17 protein-coding genes are annotated in these 19,611 nt (G+C 43.8%); 6 read left to right on the top strand and 11 right to left on the bottom strand.

What is annotated here, in order from left to right:
* Positions 1-214: 214 nt before the first annotated feature.
* The 4 genes from Q0788_RS05935 to potA form a co-directional block, all read right to left on the bottom strand.
* Positions 215-1,105, bottom strand: a complete 891-nt coding sequence (locus Q0788_RS05935) for a LysR family transcriptional regulator (RefSeq protein WP_201578843.1) — start codon at positions 1,103-1,105, stop codon at positions 215-217.
* A gap of 115 nt (positions 1,106-1,220) precedes the next feature.
* A complete protein-coding gene (potC, locus tag Q0788_RS05930; protein ID WP_201578844.1) occupies positions 1,221-2,027 on the bottom strand; it encodes a spermidine/putrescine ABC transporter permease PotC in 807 nt (268 codons plus the stop codon).
* Entirely contained in the window at positions 2,027-2,905 is an 879-nt protein-coding gene (potB, locus tag Q0788_RS05925) for a spermidine/putrescine ABC transporter permease PotB (protein ID WP_298808712.1), read from the bottom strand. Before potB ends, potC begins: the two co-directional genes overlap by 1 nt.
* A complete protein-coding gene (gene potA / locus Q0788_RS05920) occupies positions 2,905-4,146 on the bottom strand; it encodes a spermidine/putrescine ABC transporter ATP-binding protein PotA (protein ID WP_298808710.1) in 1,242 nt (413 codons plus the stop codon). Before potA ends, potB begins: the two co-directional genes overlap by 1 nt.
* A 412-nt stretch (positions 4,147-4,558) precedes the next feature.
* Between potA and Q0788_RS05915 the strand changes: the two genes are divergently transcribed.
* The 3 genes from Q0788_RS05915 to Q0788_RS05905 all read left to right on the top strand — a co-directional run bounded on the left by Q0788_RS05915 (position 4,559) and on the right by Q0788_RS05905 (position 6,997).
* Positions 4,559-5,197: a carbonic anhydrase gene (locus Q0788_RS05915; RefSeq protein WP_057758161.1), complete on the top strand. Its 639-nt coding sequence runs from the start codon at positions 4,559-4,561 to the stop codon at positions 5,195-5,197.
* A 186-nt stretch (positions 5,198-5,383) separates the two neighbouring features.
* Positions 5,384-5,947 (top strand): lactoylglutathione lyase, encoded by a 564-nt coding sequence (gene gloA, locus Q0788_RS05910; protein ID WP_298808706.1) that lies wholly within the window; start codon positions 5,384-5,386, stop codon positions 5,945-5,947.
* 72 nt (positions 5,948-6,019) lie between these two features.
* On the top strand, positions 6,020-6,997 hold the full coding sequence (locus Q0788_RS05905; protein WP_101205491.1) for a mechanosensitive ion channel domain-containing protein: 978 nt from the start codon (positions 6,020-6,022) through the stop codon (positions 6,995-6,997).
* A 128-nt stretch (positions 6,998-7,125) separates the two neighbouring features.
* Here Q0788_RS05905 and Q0788_RS05900 read toward each other — a convergent pair whose 3' ends face one another.
* From Q0788_RS05900 to ribA, 3 genes are all read right to left on the bottom strand, one after another.
* Positions 7,126-7,602: a cytochrome c gene (locus Q0788_RS05900; protein WP_298808704.1), complete on the bottom strand. Its 477-nt coding sequence runs from the start codon at positions 7,600-7,602 to the stop codon at positions 7,126-7,128.
* Between the two features lie 376 nt (positions 7,603-7,978).
* Entirely contained in the window at positions 7,979-8,938 is a 960-nt protein-coding gene (gene hemF / locus Q0788_RS05895; RefSeq protein ID WP_296209807.1) for an oxygen-dependent coproporphyrinogen oxidase, read from the bottom strand.
* A gap of 58 nt (positions 8,939-8,996) precedes the next feature.
* On the bottom strand, positions 8,997-9,725 hold the full coding sequence (gene ribA / locus Q0788_RS05890; protein ID WP_298808701.1) for a GTP cyclohydrolase II: 729 nt from the start codon (positions 9,723-9,725) through the stop codon (positions 8,997-8,999).
* A gap of 633 nt (positions 9,726-10,358) precedes the next feature.
* On the opposite strand from ribA, the gene dxs reads away from it, so the two are divergent.
* On the top strand, positions 10,359-12,422 hold the full coding sequence (gene dxs / locus Q0788_RS05885) for a 1-deoxy-D-xylulose-5-phosphate synthase (RefSeq protein WP_298808698.1): 2,064 nt from the start codon (positions 10,359-10,361) through the stop codon (positions 12,420-12,422).
* Positions 12,423-12,764: 342 nt separating this feature from the next.
* Positions 12,765-13,592 carry an inositol monophosphatase family protein gene (locus Q0788_RS05880; protein WP_057758174.1) on the top strand — a complete coding sequence of 276 codons (828 nt, stop codon included), beginning with the start codon at positions 12,765-12,767 and terminating at the stop codon, positions 13,590-13,592.
* Between the two features lie 93 nt (positions 13,593-13,685).
* On the opposite strand, the gene Q0788_RS05875 is transcribed toward Q0788_RS05880, so the two are convergent.
* Complete coding sequence (locus Q0788_RS05875) at positions 13,686-15,125, bottom strand: wax ester/triacylglycerol synthase family O-acyltransferase (protein ID WP_298808696.1); 1,440 nt, start codon at positions 15,123-15,125, stop codon at positions 13,686-13,688.
* A gap of 174 nt (positions 15,126-15,299) precedes the next feature.
* Positions 15,300-16,121, bottom strand: a complete 822-nt coding sequence (locus tag Q0788_RS05870) for a thiazole synthase (RefSeq protein WP_101205496.1) — start codon at positions 16,119-16,121, stop codon at positions 15,300-15,302.
* 327 nt (positions 16,122-16,448) lie between these two features.
* Between Q0788_RS05870 and gspE the strand changes: the two genes are divergently transcribed.
* On the top strand, positions 16,449-18,002 hold the full coding sequence (gene gspE / locus Q0788_RS05865; RefSeq protein WP_298808695.1) for a type II secretion system ATPase GspE: 1,554 nt from the start codon (positions 16,449-16,451) through the stop codon (positions 18,000-18,002).
* Between the two features lie 105 nt (positions 18,003-18,107).
* Here gspE and Q0788_RS05860 read toward each other — a convergent pair whose 3' ends face one another.
* Both Q0788_RS05860 and Q0788_RS05855 read right to left on the bottom strand, forming a co-directional pair.
* The gene (locus tag Q0788_RS05860) at positions 18,108-18,581 is read right to left on the bottom strand and encodes a RidA family protein (RefSeq protein WP_298808694.1); all 474 of its coding nucleotides are present in this window, start codon (positions 18,579-18,581) and stop codon (positions 18,108-18,110) included.
* A gap of 38 nt (positions 18,582-18,619) precedes the next feature.
* The gene (locus Q0788_RS05855) at positions 18,620-19,345 is read right to left on the bottom strand and encodes a DUF4442 domain-containing protein (protein WP_298808693.1); all 726 of its coding nucleotides are present in this window, start codon (positions 19,343-19,345) and stop codon (positions 18,620-18,622) included.
* Between the last annotated feature and the right edge of the window lie 266 nt (positions 19,346-19,611).

The following is a 19,611-nucleotide window of genomic DNA, read 5'->3' as shown; positions in this document are numbered from 1 at the left end:
AGTTCTATCAAAGGTTTCTTGAGCTTGAAAAACTAAGGTTCTGTACACCATGAAGTACACTGTAACTATTTCATTGATTTAAAACGTTGATTCCAGTGGTCTATAGCCAAAGATTCAAGTCCTCACTAGGGAACCATTATTTACCATAATATTCATTACGATATGAAAAGGTGAATAATATTTCATCACTATAAAAAAGTGATTAGTAATGAAACTACAACGGCTTCACTATCCCTTCCAATAAGCTCGCAAATCCCTGCATATACGCCGTATCTTTACTTGAGGTACGCGTCGCTGCGTACAGCTGACAATGCACACCTTCTCCTAGTGGCCGCGAGACGACCCAACCTTTTTTCTCGTATTCAGCAACCACCCAATCAGGCAATGCTGCTACGCCGCGTTCACTAGCAACCAACTGAATCAGCATCGCGGTCAGCTCTGTCGTACGAACACTCTCAAAGCTTACTTGTGCTGGCGTCATAAAATTAGCAATGATATCGAGGCGTTTGGCTTCTACGGGATAGGCAATCAATGTCTCATTAACCAAATCATCTGGTTCAATAAATTTTTGAGCCGCTAAATCATGCGTTGGGGAGAGCACCAAACGACTCTCGTACTCAAACAATGGCTGATAGCTGATACCGTCGAGCGGTAAATCACTGGTAGTGATAAGCAGATCAATATCACCTTCCATCAATAGATGATGCGGCTCAGGCTCAAACCCTGTTGCAAAGTCTAGCTCGACATCCGACCATTCACGGCGATAGTGGTTAAGTATCGGCATCAGCCAATCAAAGCAGCTGTGGCACTCTGATGCTAGGCGTAATCTACCTGCTTGACCATGTGCTAAGCGTTTAAGGTTAGATTTGGTACGAGTTACTTGCGGTAGGATATTGTCTGCTAACGCCAGTACTGCTTTACCTGCTGGCGTAAAGCTAAGCGGGCGCGTCCGACGATTGACCAAGCTGATATCGTAATAGTTCTCAAGCTCTTTTAATTGATGCGAAACGGCCGAGGCAGTAACGTGTAGCTCATCCGCCGCTGCTGCAAGTGAACCATGCGCTCGTAGCGCGGTTAATGTATTAAGATGACGTAGCTCAAGCATAATATAACCTAACCGCTAAGGTGAGAAAAATTCATTATAGTCAATATAGCGCTGACTTTCACTCATAGTCCGTTATTAATAAGTAGCTAATAAGCAATTAGTTAGCAATCAACATCTAGCGCTTGCGTAACAATAACTGTGAAATAACCACCAATACTAGCGAGGCAACCAGCAATAACGTACCAATGGCGTTGACTTCTGGCTTGAGTCCTACACGCACCATAGAATAAATGCGCAGCGGTAAGATCTCATAGCTAGGTCCTGTGACAAAGGTCGACACCACTACATCATCTAGCGACAAGGTAAAGGCCAGTAACCAACCCGCCATGACTGCTGGCAAAATAACGGGAATCAATACGGTGCGCACCATAGTTGATTCATTAGCACCCAAGTCGCGTGCCGCTTCCATCAAGCGCTCATCCAAGCTACTCAATCGCGCAAAGACGGTAATCACAACAAAGGGCAGGCAAAAAGTAATGTGCGCCAATAGTAGCGAGACAAAGCCCAACTGCAAACCAATCAGTAAGAACAATGCCAATAACGAGATAGCCAGTACAATCTCAGGCGACATCATCAGTACAAACAGCAGCCCATTTAGTAAGCCTTTACCACGAAAATTATAACGGTGTAACGCCAACGCTGTAAGCGTGCCTATCAAAGTCGAGACAGTGGCTGCCACCAATCCTAAGACAATAGAGTGCCAAAATGCATCGAGCATCGCTTGGTTGTTAAACAGCGATTCGTACCACTTTAAGCTAAAGCCGCCCCAGTTATAGCCAATTTTTGACTTGTTAAAGGACATTACTACTAAGACGATGATGGGCAGGTACAACAAGGCATAAATCAGTCCGAGATAGCCTTTGGCGGCGATACTGCCAATTTTGAGCGTACGAGTTTTTTTATTCGGTGAGCTATAAGACATTAGGCCACCTCGTTAAAGTCAGTCTTGCCAATGCGGCGGCTACTGGCACGGTAAGCAAGTAATAATACTGCCATTGCCAGTGTCAATAACACGCTGGCCGCAGCACCAAAGGGCCAATCACGCGCATCCAAAAATTGGTTTTTGATAATATTACCGACCAATAAGTTACGAGAACCACCCAAGATATCTGCCACATAAAACATGCCCATCGCAGGCAATAGCACGAGCAGAACACCGGAAATAATACCAGGTGTCGTTAATGGCAGTACCACATGCCAAAAGGTCTGTGTTTTAGTTGCACCCAAATCCTGCGAAGCCAATAGCATATCATTGCGTAAGTCAGTAAATACAGCGTATAGCGGTAGTACCATAAACGGAAATAACAAGTAAGTTAGTCCTGCGATCACTGCGCCTTGGGTATATAAAATATCGATTGGCGTATCAATGACGCCGATGGCTAATAGTGATTTATTAATCAAACCATTATTGGCAAATAGTAATTTGAGCGCATACGTCCGTACCAAAGAGTTGGTCCAAAATGGCAGTATCAGTAACATCATGAGCAGCGGCTGCCAACGCACTTTTGCCTTGGAAACCAGCCATGCAAAAGGATAGCCAAGCAGCAAGCAGATAACCGTTGTGATACCAGCCATCCACAGCGAATGGACAAACACCTCAAAATATAACGGATCAATCATACGTACATAGCTGTCGATGCTAACAGGTAAGCTAATAAAGGCGCTACTATCCCGGGTTAAAAAACTGACAGCGATGACTAGGATATTTGGTAATAGTGCAAATATCAGTAGCCAACCCCAGATTAGCCAAAGCGTGGCAGTACGAAATGGACTTTTACTGCCTAAGTGGTTGCGAGCCATCAGCTACCATCCTTTTGTGCAGTCGTGTCTGGCACAGTGTCAGGATCTTCTGGCAATACCCATTCCCAGCCATCTACCCATGAGACTTTGACGCCTTCATTTAGCTTGTAATCAAAGCTAGGGTCATCTTCATCAAAGAACTCAGACGCCTTAATGATATGACCATTGGCCAGTTCGATAATCGAGTCTAAGGTGCTGCCTTTATAGTTACTTTCGATGACACGACCTAACAGTCCGCTATGTTCGTTGTCTTTTGGATCATATATTCGTAAGTCTTCGGGGCGAAGTAGTAAATTGACGATATCGCCCACTTGCACGTCATTGGCAAAATTGGGACGACGTAAGTTACGTAATGTAGTTGGCCCTTCTTGTGCTTGCGCTTCACAGACTTCGACCTCGATACGTCCGTTAGTCACTTTGCCATCGCGATCTGGCTGGTCTGGATGGACACCTTTGACCTCAGCTCTAAACAAATTAGTCTCGCCGATAAATTTTGCAGTAAATAAATTGGCAGGGGTTTCATAAATTTCGATAGGCGTACCGATTTGCTGGAACGTACCGTCTTTCATCACGGCAATACGGTCTGACATCGACAGCGCTTCTTCTTGATCATGGGTCACGAAGACAAAGGTTATGCCCAGCTCACGTTGTAGACGCTTAAGCTCAGATTGCATTTGCAGGCGCAGTTTATGATCGAGCGCGGATAATGGCTCATCGAGCAATAGCAGTTTAGGACGGTTAATCACCGCACGTGCAATCGCAACTCGTTGCTGCTGACCACCAGACAAATCTTGCGGCTTACGGTTGGCTAAATGCTCTAGCTGTACCATCGCTAGCATCTCGCTAACACGTCTTTGGATTTCATCTTTTGGGACTTTTTTTAGCTTTAGGCCATAAGCTACGTTTTGGGCCACGCTCATATGAGGAAACAATGCATACTGCTGAAATACGGTATTTACCGGACGTTTATCAGCGGACAAGCCTGCCATCTGTACGCCATCCAAATATATCGCCCCAGCATTAGGCTGTTCAAAGCCTGCAATCAAGCGTAGTAATGTCGTCTTACCACAGCCTGATGGGCCAAGTAGCGTCAAAAACTCACCATGTTTGATATCAAGGTTGATGTCTTTTAGGACTTCGGTTTGATCATAGGTTTTTTTTAGACCAGTCAGTTGCAGCAGCACCTGATCATCATGAGGTGACGCAGAGGTGTTATGCGTATTTTGAGATAAATCGGTCATAATATCTGTTCCTAAGCGTCCAATAGCTATATGCAGCTGGCTGTCATTATAGGGATTGGCATGAGCGTAAGCATGTTCGGATTGCTGCCTGAATGCTGCCTGAGTGCTGCCTGAGTGCTGCGTATTATAACAAACCCTTAATATAATTCAGTGCAAGTTCGTTATAAGTTACGCGAGTCGTACTATCGTAGCAGCGATATATACAGCTGTATTTTTAGATGTGACTACATTCATCTAAAGACATTTAGACAAATTTTTTTACCGTTTTTTGGTTTTTATTCCTATACAATCACGTTATGGCTGACAAACATGATTAGCCTGATAGTTTGGCGACAATTAGTCAATCTGTGCTTGAATACATATATGCAAAACAGCTTATAACTCTAATATTATTGATGATAAAGGATCTCTCATGCCTACCGATATACGTCCAACCACAGGTCAAGAAGCGCTTGAGCTTTTAAAAGCAGGTAATGCACGCTACGTTGATAGCCTCACCAGTACCGATGAGTATATGCAGCGCCGTCCAGAGTTGGTCAAGGATCAAAATCCATTGGCCATTATTTTGGGTTGCTCAGATGCACGAGTACCAGTTGAGATTGTTTTTGATCAAGGGTTGGGAGATTTGTTTGTTATACGAGTCGCGGGTAACGTCGTTGCACCATCACAGATTGGTTCAATCGAGTTTGCAGCCGAAGCTTTTGGCACGCAATTGGTAGTGGTACTTGGACATTCAAAATGTGGTGCTGTCACGGCTTGCGTTGAGACGTTAATTAACCCTGAGCAGAATTATTCACCTAACTTGCAATCTATCGTTGATCGTATTCGCCCAAGCGTTTATAACTTACACGAATTGGCAACTGCCAATGGTCAAGACGTCGATGCAGACGAGCTGGTCGATCGCTCTATTCGCGCTAACGTACGTATGTCAGTCAGTCAGCTAAAGCATGGCTCACGTGCATTAGAGGACCTAACCAATAGTGGTCAGCTACTGGTAGTCGGCGCTGAGTATGATCTTGAGACAGGAAAAGTGCGTTTTTTAGATAGCTAGTCAGTCTTAGATAGCTTTAGATAACTAGCTAGTTAAGGCACAAAGACGAACATACCTTGTTCATATTCTTACAAAACCCTATCAGTTATTTGGCCATTTTTTATTATGATAAGAGAACGACGCAAATCATGACAATCGTGATTTGCGTGTTTTTGCCTTTATTTTTTGAATTATATTAGGATAATTATGTCTACTTCATCTAACAACAATAACGACGCAATAGACCAGCCTGCTAGTAGTGTTAGCACTGATGGTGTTCAGCCAATTTCATCACAGACGACCGGTTTTACTTTTAACCACACCATGTTGCGTGTCAAAGACCCTGCTAAATCGCTAGAGTTTTACACTGGTGTCTTGGGCATGACCTTGCTTGCTGTTAAGAAATTCCCTGACATGGGATTCGATTTATATTTCTTGGCTAAATTGACCGAGAGCGAGCGCGAAAACTTGCCAACTGGCGATGATCTAGAAATCTTTGCTTTCCGCCAGCGTGGTATTTTAGAGTTGACGCACAACTACGGCACCGAGACAAAAGCTGACTTTAGCTATCATGATGGCAATCAAGATCCACAAGGTTTTGGTCATATTTGTTTTAGTGTTCCAAGTTTGGATGAAGCGGTTGCTTGGTTTGACAAAAACGATGTCGAATTCAAAAAACGTCCAGAAGATGGCAGTATGAAAAACATTGCCTTTATCAAAGATGTGGACGGCTACTGGATCGAAATCGTACAGGCCGATTTGATGGGCTAATTGTCAAAACGACAGCACTTATTAAGATAAGTACGCTAATAGAAATAAATAGAATAAAGGAGTATCACCCAGATGCCTACCTCTGAGGCAGACACGACACTGAGTGCTGAGACAGCTGCGCAGTCTACGACAACGGATGGATTAACCTATCAAAGCATCCTTGGTTCGGCAAATGAGATATGGGTTGGCTTTGTTGAGCGCATTCCATATTTTGTCGCATCAATTATCGTTATCCTGATTTTTTGGTTTTTATCGATTGTTTTCAAAAAAATCGTTCACAAATTATTAGGCAGCCGTAGTCGGCATCAGAACTTGGTCAAAGTGTTTCAGCGAGTAGGCGGGGCGCTTATTTTCTTTATTGGTTTTATGATAGCGATGGTTATTGCGGTGCCGGGGTTCACTCCTGCTAAGCTGATTGGCGCGCTCGGTATTGGTTCCGTTGCTATCGGTTTTGCTTTTAAGGATATCTTCCAAAACTTGCTCTCTGGTATCTTGCTGCTAATTTCAGAGCCGTTTCGTATCGGTGATCAGATTGTTTCAGGCGACTATGAAGGAACGGTCGAAGATATCAAAATCCGTGCAACTACCATCAGGACTTATGATGGCAGACAAGTAGTGATTCCAAATTCAGATCTTTATACTTCGGCGTTGACCGTTAATACTGCTTACAAGCAGCGCCGTTTGCAAGTTGCAGTTGGTATCGGCTATGAAGATGATATCGAAGCGGCCAAAGCTGAGATTATAAAAGCATTAGATAAGATAGAGAGCGTCTCAAAGAAAGCAACGCCAAGCGTGATTGCTACTGGTTTTGGTGGTTCGTCCATTGATCTAATGGTACGCTGGTTTATCGAAGATGGTACGCAAGCCAATAAGGTTGCCTCGATTCATCAAGTAATTGTAGGTATCAAAAACTCGTTGGATGCAGCGGGCGTAAACATTCCATTCCCAATACGTACGATCGATTTGAGTGATCCTTCAGTAAGTGCAATCGTTAATAAGATGAACGAGCAACAAGACGTTGTGGATGTGAATAAAACAGTAGCAGAGTAGCACGCTCGGTGAAATATTCACTTAGTGTCAAAACTTTGATTTCCACAATATTTAGAAAACTGAAAAACCGCCACATCAAACGATATGGCGGTTTTTTTTACGTGTCGACTTGCTATAAATATAAAGGCTTATTCGTCTTTTGCTCTAAAGTCGGTATGGCATGATTTACAGCTTGCACTAACTTGTCCAAAGGCAGGTTTAACATCGTCCATACTAGTGGCGTTTTGGGCGGCGGCGTTTAGCTCAGCAGTGACTTTTTGAAAATTTTCAGTTTCAGCACTGAAGCCATCAGCATTAGACCAAACCGCTTCGGTAGCATTGCCTACCGCTTCTGGGTCTTCAAAATGACTCCAAGGCTTGGCGGCATCTTCTGCCAAGAACGCTGCTTGCTCTTTAAATACGTCCGCATCAAATGTGTCAGGTGCTTTTGCCATATCACCCATGACGCCCATTGCGTCGCCCCAGTTTTTCATGGTGTCTTGACGCGCTTGCACGTCAGGGTTAGATCCTGTTGAGGTGCTACAGGCCGTTAGACCTAGTGCAGCCGCCATCAAGGTAACGCTAAACAGAGATTTGAAAGATTTGTTGGTATGAACCTGTGCCATATGACTTACTCCTTTAAACTTGGCTAATAGTAAGCGCGATTACAAACGCTCGCTTTGACTTAAAATATAGTTATACAAAATACTGCCTAAAATTCTTTTGAGCACAGTTGCTAATAAAGAACGTCTTCTATTGTAACGGTTATCTGGGCGATGGGAATTATATAGTTGTTATATCCTCGTAATATTTTAAATAAGCATAACTTAACTTGGTTATGGTTGGTTGCAGTGATTTTATGGTAGCTACACAACGTATTCTTTACGATAACAACGTGAGAATGGCTAGTTTGGATGGTACTGACAATAAAAAAGGCCAGCGAATAGTAGCTGACCTTTTTAATATTTTCCAAAAATATGAATGCTGTGATATTTACGAAACTTATAGTGCTAACCAATCACGCGGTTTTAGATAATAATCGGTCAACTCAAATTCAGGCGTTCCTTCAGCAGGCTCAAAACGATAATGCCAGCTGGCAAGCGGCGGCATACTGACTAGAATTGACTCAATACGTCCGTTGCTCTGTAGCCCAAATAGCGTGCCACGATCGTAGACCAGATTGTATTCAACATAGCGACCACGGCGATAGAGTTGAAACTCGCGCTGCGCTTCAGTATAAGGCGTATTTTTACGTTGTTCAAAAATCGGCATGATACCGTCAAGATAACCGTTGCCAACTGCTTTCATAAAGTTAAAGCAGGTCTCGAAGTCCCAGCCGCGACTCTCAGTACTGACGTCATCATAAAACAGACCACCAATACCGCGCTGCTCATCACGATGGCGCAGATGAAAATACTCATCACACCACTGCTTAAAATCAGCGTAGATATTGTCTCCAAAAGGCGCACATAGATCATGACAAACTTGATGCCAGTGTACACAATCAGCGAGTACTGGATAGAATGGCGTTAAGTCAAAACCACCGCCAAACCACCAGATAGGAGCTTCGCCTTCCGCTTCTGCTACGAATAAACGCACATTGGCATGGCTCGTAGGCACGTTCGGATTTCTGGGATGGACAACCAGTGATACGCCCATTGCTTGAGCTTTACGTCCAGCGATATTAGGGTGACGCGCGGTAGCAGAGGCAGGGAGGTTATGTACATGAATATGGCTAAACATGACGCCCGCTTTTTCGATGACCTCGCCATCTGCCAATACGCACGACCGACCACCACCGCCTTCAGGACGTTCCCAGTCATCAGGGACAAAGGTCGCATATTCGTTGTCGTTAGTGCTACCGTCACGCTCTTGTGCTTCTAGCGATTCACAGATACGTGCCTGTAAATCAACTAAAAACTCACGCACTCGCATGATGTCGTTATTGGTTGGCGTCGTCACTGATGCTACCGTTGATAAGTCTGTTTCGTTATTTGTATTTGTAATACTCATAAGATATCTATTTATTCAGGTGTATGGCGGTATTAAGGTCTGTATCGAGAGAAGCGTCTATATCAAGATTGATATTTTTATCAAACAAGTGGCCCATGCGATCACGTTTGGTTGCTAGATATTCCGCATTCATATCATTGACACCGACCAACAATGGCACTCGTTCGATAACATCAATACCATGCTCAGTCAGATAAGCGACTTTGTTTGGATTGTTGGTGATGAGCCTGACAGCGTCGACACCGACATGGGCAAGCATCGGACCACACATATCATAGATGCGCGCATCAGCAGGCAAGCCTAACATTAGGTTTGCATCCAATGTATCATGCCCTTGATCTTGAAGGGCGTAAGCACGAATCTTATTGGTCAAACCAATACCGCGGCCTTCTTGACGCAAATACAAAATCGCACCGCACCCAGCTTCTTGTATCGCTTGCATCGCGGTGTTGAGCTGTGGACCGCAGTCACATTTCAATGAGCTAAATGCGTCACCTGTCAGACATTCAGAATGAATACGAATGAGCGGCACTTGCTTCGCTATCGATTCGTTCTTTTGGTTCAATATCATGTCATCTAAAGGTTGGTTAGCGATATCATCTGTCTGTTGATCGACCACAGCTAGACCAACGGTCAGCATGACATGCTCTTGACCTTCGCTATTTTCAAAGATATGAATATCAAACTCGCCGTGACGAGTGGGTAATTTGGCACTAGTGATAAATTGATATGACATTGCTGTCCTACATAAGCCTAAAGTCGTGGCTGTGAAAAGTATGTTATTGCTGTTCGAGATGAGCGCTGTTTGAGCCGGTTACTGTTCGAGATAACTACTGTTTTCGAAATAACTATTAGTTGAGATGAGCATGTCACCTAAACTTTCCTGCTAAGATTAAGATGATACCAGTATAACCTGTTCATAAAGACAGCGTGCTCATTGTATTTTTTATAAAAACACACAAAGTTCACAGATGACGCACGATGATTAAAGCGACAATTAAAAAAAAATGCTATTATGCCATACTATTTTGACGGATACAGTGACAAGTCTTTACCCTTACACTACTATGTCGTCACTAACATCCGCTATTGATGCAAAATAATAGGGCATAATGTCACCCTTCAGTCGTCAATAGTATAAAAGCATCAATATTTTGATATCAAAACGTTGGTATTGACGCGCAGTTTATTGTGCTAGCGTGTCTACTATCGTAAGTAGCGCAGCTATACAAATACGAAAGTTGCATGAATAATTATATGGTCGATTACATCAATAATGATGTAGGTATTATTGACGTCTTTTGATTATAGTCACCGCTATATTTTAAAGACACGTCTTGTCAGCAGATTGGTAGGTATCGTACAGTTTATGCAGCAGTCACCTCATTCTCCAAAGTCTCAGTTCCTATCTACATCAGAGCTGGATTCTGCTGTTCAGCTATCGAGCTTACAGCAGACCTATACTGTGATTCCACGTGTGCGTCCTCATACGCCATTGCTTGATGCAATTGATACACCCACTGACCTTAGCATGCTTTCGGCTGCCAAGCTTATTACGCTGGCTGACGAGTTGCGCCTTTTTCTATTGTATTCAGCTGGTCAGAGCGGTGGGCATTTTGGTGCTAATTTGGGCGTGGTTGAGCTGACTATAGTATTGCATTATTTGTTAGATACGCCGCAAGACCAAATCGTCTGGGACGTAGGTCATCAAGCCTATGCTCATAAAGTACTGACAGGTCGCCGTGAGCAGCTAGGTACTATCAGATCTAAAGACGGTCTGACGGCGTTTCCTGAGCGCGGAGAGTCTGCCTACGATACATTTGGCGTAGGGCATTCATCGACCTCTATTTCAGCTGGTTTGGGCATGAGCCTCGCACTGCGTTATCAAGGCCGCGAGCAAACGGTTGCTTGCATCATCGGCGATGGTGCAATGACAGGCGGTATGGCATTTGAGGCCATGAATGACGCAGTACAGCAAGATGCTGATTTACTGGTCATCCTAAACGATAATGATATGTCGATATCTTGCTCTATTGGCGGATTTTCACGACATTTAGCGATGCTTTGGGAGTCAGGTTATCAAGTTGATATCTCTGAGTCAGGTGAGCCAGTACTCTGTCATCGTCCTGATATGCAAGCGTTCGATCGTCGCAAACGTCATAAAGAGATGCGCGATGTTCCGCAGCTAGAAGACAACTTATTCAAAGCGATTGGTTTTACTTATTTTGGTCCATTTGATGGGCATAATATTCCTGAGCTACTGCGCGTATTGTCACTGGCGAAGCAAGTAAAAGGCCCAGTATTAGTGCATATCTATACCACTAAAGGTAAAGGCTTTGCACCAGCAGAGTTAGACCCGGTGGGCTATCATGCAATCAGTAAATTGCCTGTCGAAGATAACGAAGCAAAAACCAACGCAGCTAATACTTCAATAGTAAAGGCTTCAAAAGATAAGCCAGCGTTAAAATATTCGCAAGTGTTTGGCCAGTTCTTATGTGATAAAGCGGCCGAAGACGATAAGCTACTAGCTGTCACCCCTGCCATGGAAGAAGGCTCAGGGATGACGGACTTTGCTCGTCACTTTCCAGAGCGCTTTTTTGATGTGGCCATTGCTGAGCAACATGCTGTCACGCTAGCGGCTGGGATGGCAACGCAAGGCGTCAAACCTATTGTCGCGATTTATTCAACGTTCTTACAGCGTGGATATGATCAGCTGATTCATGACGTGGCCTTGCAGAATCTCGATGTGATGTTTGCTATAGATCGAGCGGGCCTAGTCGGTGAAGACGGTGCCACGCATGCTGGCGTGTTTGATTTCGGATTTTTACGTTGTGTGCCTAATATGGTGATTGCAGCGCCAAAAGATGAGAACGAATGCTACCATTTGCTCAATACTTGCTATGAGTATCCAGGTTGTACGGCGGTACGTTATCCGCGTGGTACAGGTACAGGTGCTGATATTGAACAGCCAGCCCAAACTTATAAAATTGGCGAAGCAGTTGTCGAGTCAGTATTAGGTAAAGCTGATGCACCTTACAAATTGGCACTATTGGCCTTTGGTACGATGGTCGCAACTGCTCAGCAAGCAGCAGAAACCCTAACAAATAACGATGCAGCGTTAGATTGCCAGATACAGGTAGTCAATATGCGCTGGGTAAAACCGTTAGATATAGCCATGCTTGAGATGTTATTAGCACAAGGGGTCACTCATATAGCAACCCTAGAAGAGCACATGATTATGGGCGGCGCAGGTAGTGCAGTGAATGAGTATTTGCTCAATGAGTCGGCAGCCTTTAAGCAAAGTCGTCCAGCTATTGCTAATATCGGTATTCCTGATCGCTTTATTGCTCACGGCTCCCAAGCAGAGCAATTGGCTGATTGTGGTCTAGATGTCAAAGGCGTAATTAAGCAACTTAAAACGCTCTTATCGTAAGCGTTACAATATTTTTTAAAAAATTAATGCGTTAAAAATGTGTTACTTAAAACTAACATAAGCTCCTTAAACAGAGCAAACACCTGCTAGCCGTAGGTGATAACTTTTTTACAACTTGCGCAGTTTAGATGATCGCCAAAGTACTGGCTTGGTCAGCGTGACGGTTTTTTCGTTTTTATTGAACAATTTTAGTATAATGCGGGTGTCTTTTATAAGTTTTCGTTTATAAGAGACACGTTTTTAATCGCATAGATGTGGTGTGATGCGGCGGCTGTTTGGCATGTTGTGGGCACAAAGTTAGTCTTATTTTTTATATTCATTCATCAAGCAAATAGGTTATTTATGGAACCCATGGTCGTCATCGCAGCGCGTACTGCTGAAAAAGTTGGTAAAGAGATTTTATATGCGCATCAAAACCGCCACAAAATCGAGTTAGATATTGAGTCTAAAGGACTTGATGGTCTGGTTACCCGCATTGATCGCTTTAGCGAAGAGCTCACGATTGAGACGCTAAAAGCCAGCTATCCTAATCATTCATTTTTGGGTGAAGAGTTTGGTATGCAAGAAGGCCGCGGCGAAGATGCTGACTGGTGCTGGATTATCGATCCACTAGATGGCACTAAGAACTTCGTTCATGGTGTACCGCAGTTCTGCGTATCTATCGCTGTACAGCATAAAGGTGTTACCCAACACGGTGTGGTCTATGATCCAGTACGTGATGAGATGTTCTCAGCGAGCCGTGGTAAAGGCGCGCGCTTGAACAATCGCCGTATGCAAGTGAGCGAGCGTAAAACCATTGATGGCGGTTTCTTTACGACAGGACATCCGCTTGAGCGTAAGCGCAATGGCGAAGTTATCTCTTATGCTAAACAGCACTTTGAGAGCTTACAGAAGATATCTGAGGCAGGTGGTCAGGTACGTCGTATGGGTTCAGCTGCGCTTGATTTGTGCTATGTTGCTGCTGGTCGTTTTGACGGTTATTTTGAGATGTCTATCAAGCCTTGGGACATCGCTGCGGGCGAGCTTATCGTAACTGAAGCACGCGGTGTGGTGGTTGATCATACTGGCGCGCACAACTCTATGACATCAGGCTCTATCTTCGCTTGTAATGTGAAATTACTCAAGCCATTGATGCAAACAGTTGTACCAATCTGGGGTGACGCAATTTAAACGTTAACCTTAATGGTATTAACGTTTAGCGCTTTCAGTGCCTAGATGTAATTAATATCTAGATTGAGTATGAATGAAAAAAAGCTGGTTCCATTATGGAGCCAGCTTTTTTGTTTTATCATTACCCTTATTGTCATTTTTATCTTCGACAGTAATGCCTTTGAATGCTAACTCCTTACTGGTAGTTTCTAGCAGCTGCAACTCTTCTTCTATCAGCATCAGCATATCTTGTACGCGAGGCAGCGCCTTGCTACAAGCGGTAATACCAAACTCAATCTTATCTAAATAACTGGCTAAAGTGATATTCATCGCTTGACCATTGAAGACGATAGAAGCTGGGTACAATGATTGCAAACGAGCACCATTCCAGTACAGCGGTTTTTCAGAACCAGGTACGTTAGAAATAATTAGGTTAAATGCCTGCTTTCTAGGAAACAGTCCTGTCGCTAAGTTAATGCCTTGCCACGCGTATGAGACGATACTGTAATTAATGACCTGCGCTTGGTTCATGCGGCGAAAGCGACGTTTGCCGTTATTCATACTACGGTGAATAAGCTCTATCCTGCGCAGTGGATTGTCCAAATGCGTACCCAAGTTTGCCAATACAAATGACAGCTGATTGCCAGAGATACTGTTGTCTGTACGCAGGGACATCGGTACAAAGGCAATCAACGGTTTGCTTGGTAACGCATCCATTGATATTAGATAACGACGAATAGCACCTGCACAGACCGCCAGTACCACATCGTTCCTGCTAATTTTGAGCCTTTCAGCAATATCGTTAAACCGTTTTATATCATAAGACTGTGCGGCTATACGCCGTGAGGCTGATATACGTTTATTCAAGATACTCATTGGGGCGTCAAAAGTACCGACGTACCCTTCATTACCGTAGTTTTTTACATTATCTAGCAGTTCTGTAAATACAGGTTTGATGGTAGATATCTGCTCTTTTATTATGCCCCTGATAGATCGTTCGGCAGGTAAGATAGCGTTTACTTGGTTGCGATGGCGTGCCATCAGCGACCAGACAGGAAGGGTAACTGGCTCGGTTGGCGATTGAGATAAGGATTTTTGAACCAAACGCATCGCTGCGATGCCATCAACCAAAGAGTGATGAATCTTAAAATACCACGCAAAACGTTCAGGTCCACCCTCGACTTCTGGCTGGATACCTTCGATAACATGGCATTCCCACAAAGGCATGGCGCGATCTAATAAACGCCCATGTTCTCTTGAGACGTACATCAATAGTTCACGTACGCGTCCAGGACTTGGTAGTGCGACATGATGCAAATGATGCTCGACATCAAAGTCTTTGTCTTTTTTCCAAAAGGCTAAATGCTCAAGTACCTGATTAAAAGGAAAGCTGGGCGGCACATCAGACTCTTGCATTTGTTTTACCAATTGATAGACAAAATCGCTATCCGCATTGTCTGGTAATTCAAATACAAACAGCCCACCAACGTGCATGGGCTGTTTACGCGACTCAAGAAGTAGAAACAACTGGTCGACTGCTGTGAGAAGTCGCATAATAAATCCTTTTATGACGATAAGTGTTATGTGAAAATTATAATGAGTAGATATTCAATCAAATAACATTTTTTATTATTTTATAGAGCGTGTTAAGCAATCAACCATAGCACTGACAGCACTATACGTAAATACTCAACACGCTCTATTATGACATGTCATTTATACTTCAATTTATTGAAAGAAATACCCAGTCTGTGGTGAGCTGGCAGTAGCCATCTTACGCATAGGCATACGACCTGCCAAAAACGCAGCGCGACCTGCCCACATAGCATGTTTCATTGCGTGTGCCATCATTACTGGATTTTGCGCATTGGCAATGGCTGAGTTCATCAGTACGCCATCACAGCCAAGCTCCATCGCAAGTGCAGCATCAGACGCAGTGCCGACACCAGCGTCAACCAATACGGGTACTTTAGCATTTTCGATTATTAAGCTAAGCGTATGACGATTGAGTAGACCAAGTCCTGAACCAATCAAACTGCCAAGCGGCATAATAGCGACACAGCCCATGCTTTCTAATTCTTGTGCGACGATAGGGTCATCTGACGTATAAACCATCACTTCAAAACCATCATCGATCAATACTTTTGCTGCTTTTAAAGTTTCCATAACGTTTGGATATAAGGTTTTTTCATCCCCCAATACCTCAAGCTTAACCAAATTATGCCCACCCAATAACTCGCGAGCAAGCTTACAAGTGCGAATGGCTGTTTCGGCGTCAAAGCAGCCAGCAGTATTCGGTAATATCGTATATTTATCAGGTGAAATCACATCTAATAAGTTAGGCTCATCACTATTTTGTCCAATATTGACACGGCGAATAGCAACGGTCACGATCTCGGCTGCTGAAGCGGCAATAGCTTCTCCAGTCTCTGTCATGTCTTTATACTTACCAGTACCGACCAGCAGACGTGAAGAAAAGGTACGGCTACCGACAGTAAAGGTATCTTGTAAAAGTGGTGTTGGATGAGTAGTGCTAACGTTCTCTGACATAACGGAAAATCCTAATATCGAGCGGGAGAAGGGGACAGACAAAATATGATGAGTAATCTAAGCAATCTAAAAGGTGTAATAGACAATGGCAAGCGGTCTGCAAAAAAAGGCATGATATGCTAACTCTGATAGTAATAATATGTGCTGGGCGATAGGTATAAAGCGCCAGTCACATAAAATAATACCCGTCTAAAACAAAATGCTATTATAACAAACTCATGCAACCTTACTGGCAGTCTTTTTTGATTCGAACTGTTAAGGACAAGGCATCCATCATGTCTTGACGTGCGTACTTCTTATCCTCTCCTCACTTATTGGGCCGTCTTTATGATGCAATTGCCATACAGCTTTGCGAAACGCCATCAGATTTTGGCCATACTTGCGATAGATCCGGAATTGCCGCCGACATTGGTACTCACCAAAGCGACTCCGTTGTCAGCGATCAACGAAGCGGTACGGTTTTTACAGCAGCAAGGTATTCGCGGTGTACCCACTTACGAAAGTGTTAGCGCGGACGATTTTGAAAAACGTATGAACGCGGCTTATGCTGGCAATACAGGAGAGTCGCAGCATATTGCTGCTGGACTTGAGGACCATCCTGATCTCGATAGCTTGGCAGATAGCGTCCCTGAAACTGAAGACCTGATGGATCAACAAGACGACGCGCCTATCATTCGTCTGATCAACGCCTTATTGTCCGAAGCTATTCGTTTAAGTGCTTCAGACATTCATATTGAGACCTTTGAAAAGCGCTTGGTCGTCCGTTTCCGAGTTGATGGTGAGCTAAAAGAAATCATCACACCAAAACGCCAACTGGCTCCATTGTTGGTCTCGCGTATTAAAGTAATGGCTAAGTTGGATATCGCTGAAAAGCGAGTGCCGCAAGATGGTCGTATCAGTTTAAGACTGGCAGGGCGAGAGGTCGATGTGCGTGTATCGACTTTGCCATCGAGCTTTGGTGAGCGTGTGGTAATGCGTCTATTAGACAAGCAAGCTGGCCGTCTTAACATGACGTATTTGGGGCTGTCTGATAATGACTATACTGAGCTAAAGCGCTTAATCCATCGTCCGCATGGCATTATTTTGGTGACAGGGCCGACTGGCTCGGGTAAAACGACGACGCTATATTCTGCATTGACCGATTTAAATGATCAAACTCGCAACATTTTGACTGCTGAAGATCCGATTGAGTTTCAGCTTGATGGTATTGGGCAGACGCAGGTCAATAATAAAGTAGACATGACATTTGCTAAAAGCTTGCGTGCAATGCTGCGTCAAGATCCTGATGTGGTGATGGTTGGTGAAATTCGTGATTTAGAGACAGCTGAGATTGCCGTACAGGCCTCTTTAACAGGGCATTTGGTATTATCGACACTGCATACCAACACCGCTATTGGCGCGGTCACTCGCTTACAGGACATGGGTGTTGAGCCATTTCTGTTGTCGTCATCGCTTATTGGCGTAGTAGCGCAGCGTTTGGTACGTACTTTATGTGCACATTGTCAAAGCTGGCAGGCCGCTGATACCGAGCAAGCCAAGCTGTTTACCGAAATTGGCATTGGGTCAACGTTGAAGAGTAATGCCAAAGATATAGCAAGTGAGTCGATTCGTTTGCCCAAGCCAGTTGGCTGCGATAAATGTAATCAGTCAGGGTTTAAAGGACGTACTGCTATATATGAAGTCGTGCCAATCGACGATACATTGCGCCGTATGATTCATAGCAATACGGCTGAGTATGAGCTGGAAGAATATGCGCGTCAGCAGACCCCATCGATACGTGCGGATGGTTTGCGTAAGGTCATAGAAGGACGTACGACGTTGGAGGAAGTGCTACGAGTAACGAAGGAGAGTTCGTTAACGGACGAGACAATATTGGTATAAATTTGCAGACTAGATATCGGTATAGCCGTCAAAAAATAACTGGCGTGAATAGCCAGTTATTTTGGTATTTTTCTAATTGTGGAGCTTTAGAGTTTTTAGCCGCTATTATTTTGCAGCCATACACTCAATCTCAACGCTTGCTCCAGCAGCCAGTTCTGATACGCCAAAAGCTGAGCGTACAGGATAAGGCTTTATCATCTCAACCTTGTAGACCTTATTAAAGTCATCAAAGTCATCCATATCAGTCAGCATGACCATACATTTAACGATATCAGACTTTCGGTAGCCGTACTTTAATAGCGTGCTATGGATGTTATCGAGCACTTGCTTGGTTTCAGCTTTGATACCGCCTTTGACCAGTTTGCCATCTTTAAAGCCAATTTGTCCCGACATATACAATGTATTGCCCACGCGTACAGCCTCTGAAAAAGGATAAGTACCGCCATCGCCCAAGAAAGTAGGGCTAGATTTAGCAATGCTAACAGCTGTCGTCGTATTAGCATTAGCGCTATGAACAAAACCCAATGAGCACATAGCGGCGAGCGCTAGCGTAGACAAGCAAGTACTAAGTTTGGACATACTGTTTCCTCATTGGGTTTGTTATCAATTTTTACTAGCTACTTATCAGTACTATTATTTTGAGTAGATGAGGCATCGCTTTCTTCGATTGCTGCCTCGGTTTTAGAGTCATCTTCTGCGACTTTTTCAGACCCTTTACCTTGGCGGCGTGCCTCTAGCTCCGCTTTTGGTATCCATGCCCACGTCATCTCAACCACAATTGGATCGCGGTCACTATCAGACTCACGATCTTTGATGACACAAGGAATAATCATCTCACCTTTTGGCGTGTTTAGGATATCCAAACGCTGTTCGTCAGACAAGCTTGCAATAGCAGCAATTTGACCTTTTTTGATCGGACGATGGAAATTTACCGAGTAAGATTTAATCAGCAGAATGCGATCAGAGGGCAAGTTTAAACCCAAAATAAACCCCGTAGCCGTCTCAGCCAGTAATGTGATGGCGACTGCATGGATAGAGCCGATATGGTTTTGGACGGCTTTATTGTTGTTTAAACTAACGACGACTTGGTTTGGTTCTACCGTCTCATAATAAATGCCGGTCGTGCCGACATAGGGAACGACCTTGCCAAAGGCTTTAGATAAAATACTTGAACGTGCACCAGCAGGCAGATATTTGGTGACGGATAACAGTTTGGTAAATTGATTGCTAATTGGTTTTAGCGTGCTACTGGATTTCTCAACTGAAGGTTTTGTGCTGTCAGATACTTTGGCTGGCAGTTTATTGGTCAACTTGGCGGGTAGTTTTTTTAATAATCCTGACATACAAAATTCCTTAACGTAAATGAGTTGAATGACATTCTTAGCATGGCTTTTTATGATAGCGACACAAATATAGATAATGAAAGTCGCTACAAATACTATGGTACATCAACCATTGCTTTCCTACTATTATTAGCATGAACTGCTGCGCTTACAAAACTATAGTAGCGTGGCTATGTTGCTAGGTTATGTCATCAATTTAGATCGCCACTTAAAGCAGCCTAGCTATCTTATCTATCAGTATCATTTGGACATTGGTACTATTAAGT

It is taken from the genome of uncultured Psychrobacter sp. (genome assembly GCF_947500265.1).
In the GTDB taxonomy this organism is placed as follows: Bacteria; Pseudomonadota; Gammaproteobacteria; order Pseudomonadales; family Moraxellaceae; genus Psychrobacter.
Note: the sequence above shows the minus strand (reverse complement) of the source record. Positions and strands in the feature narration are given on the sequence as shown.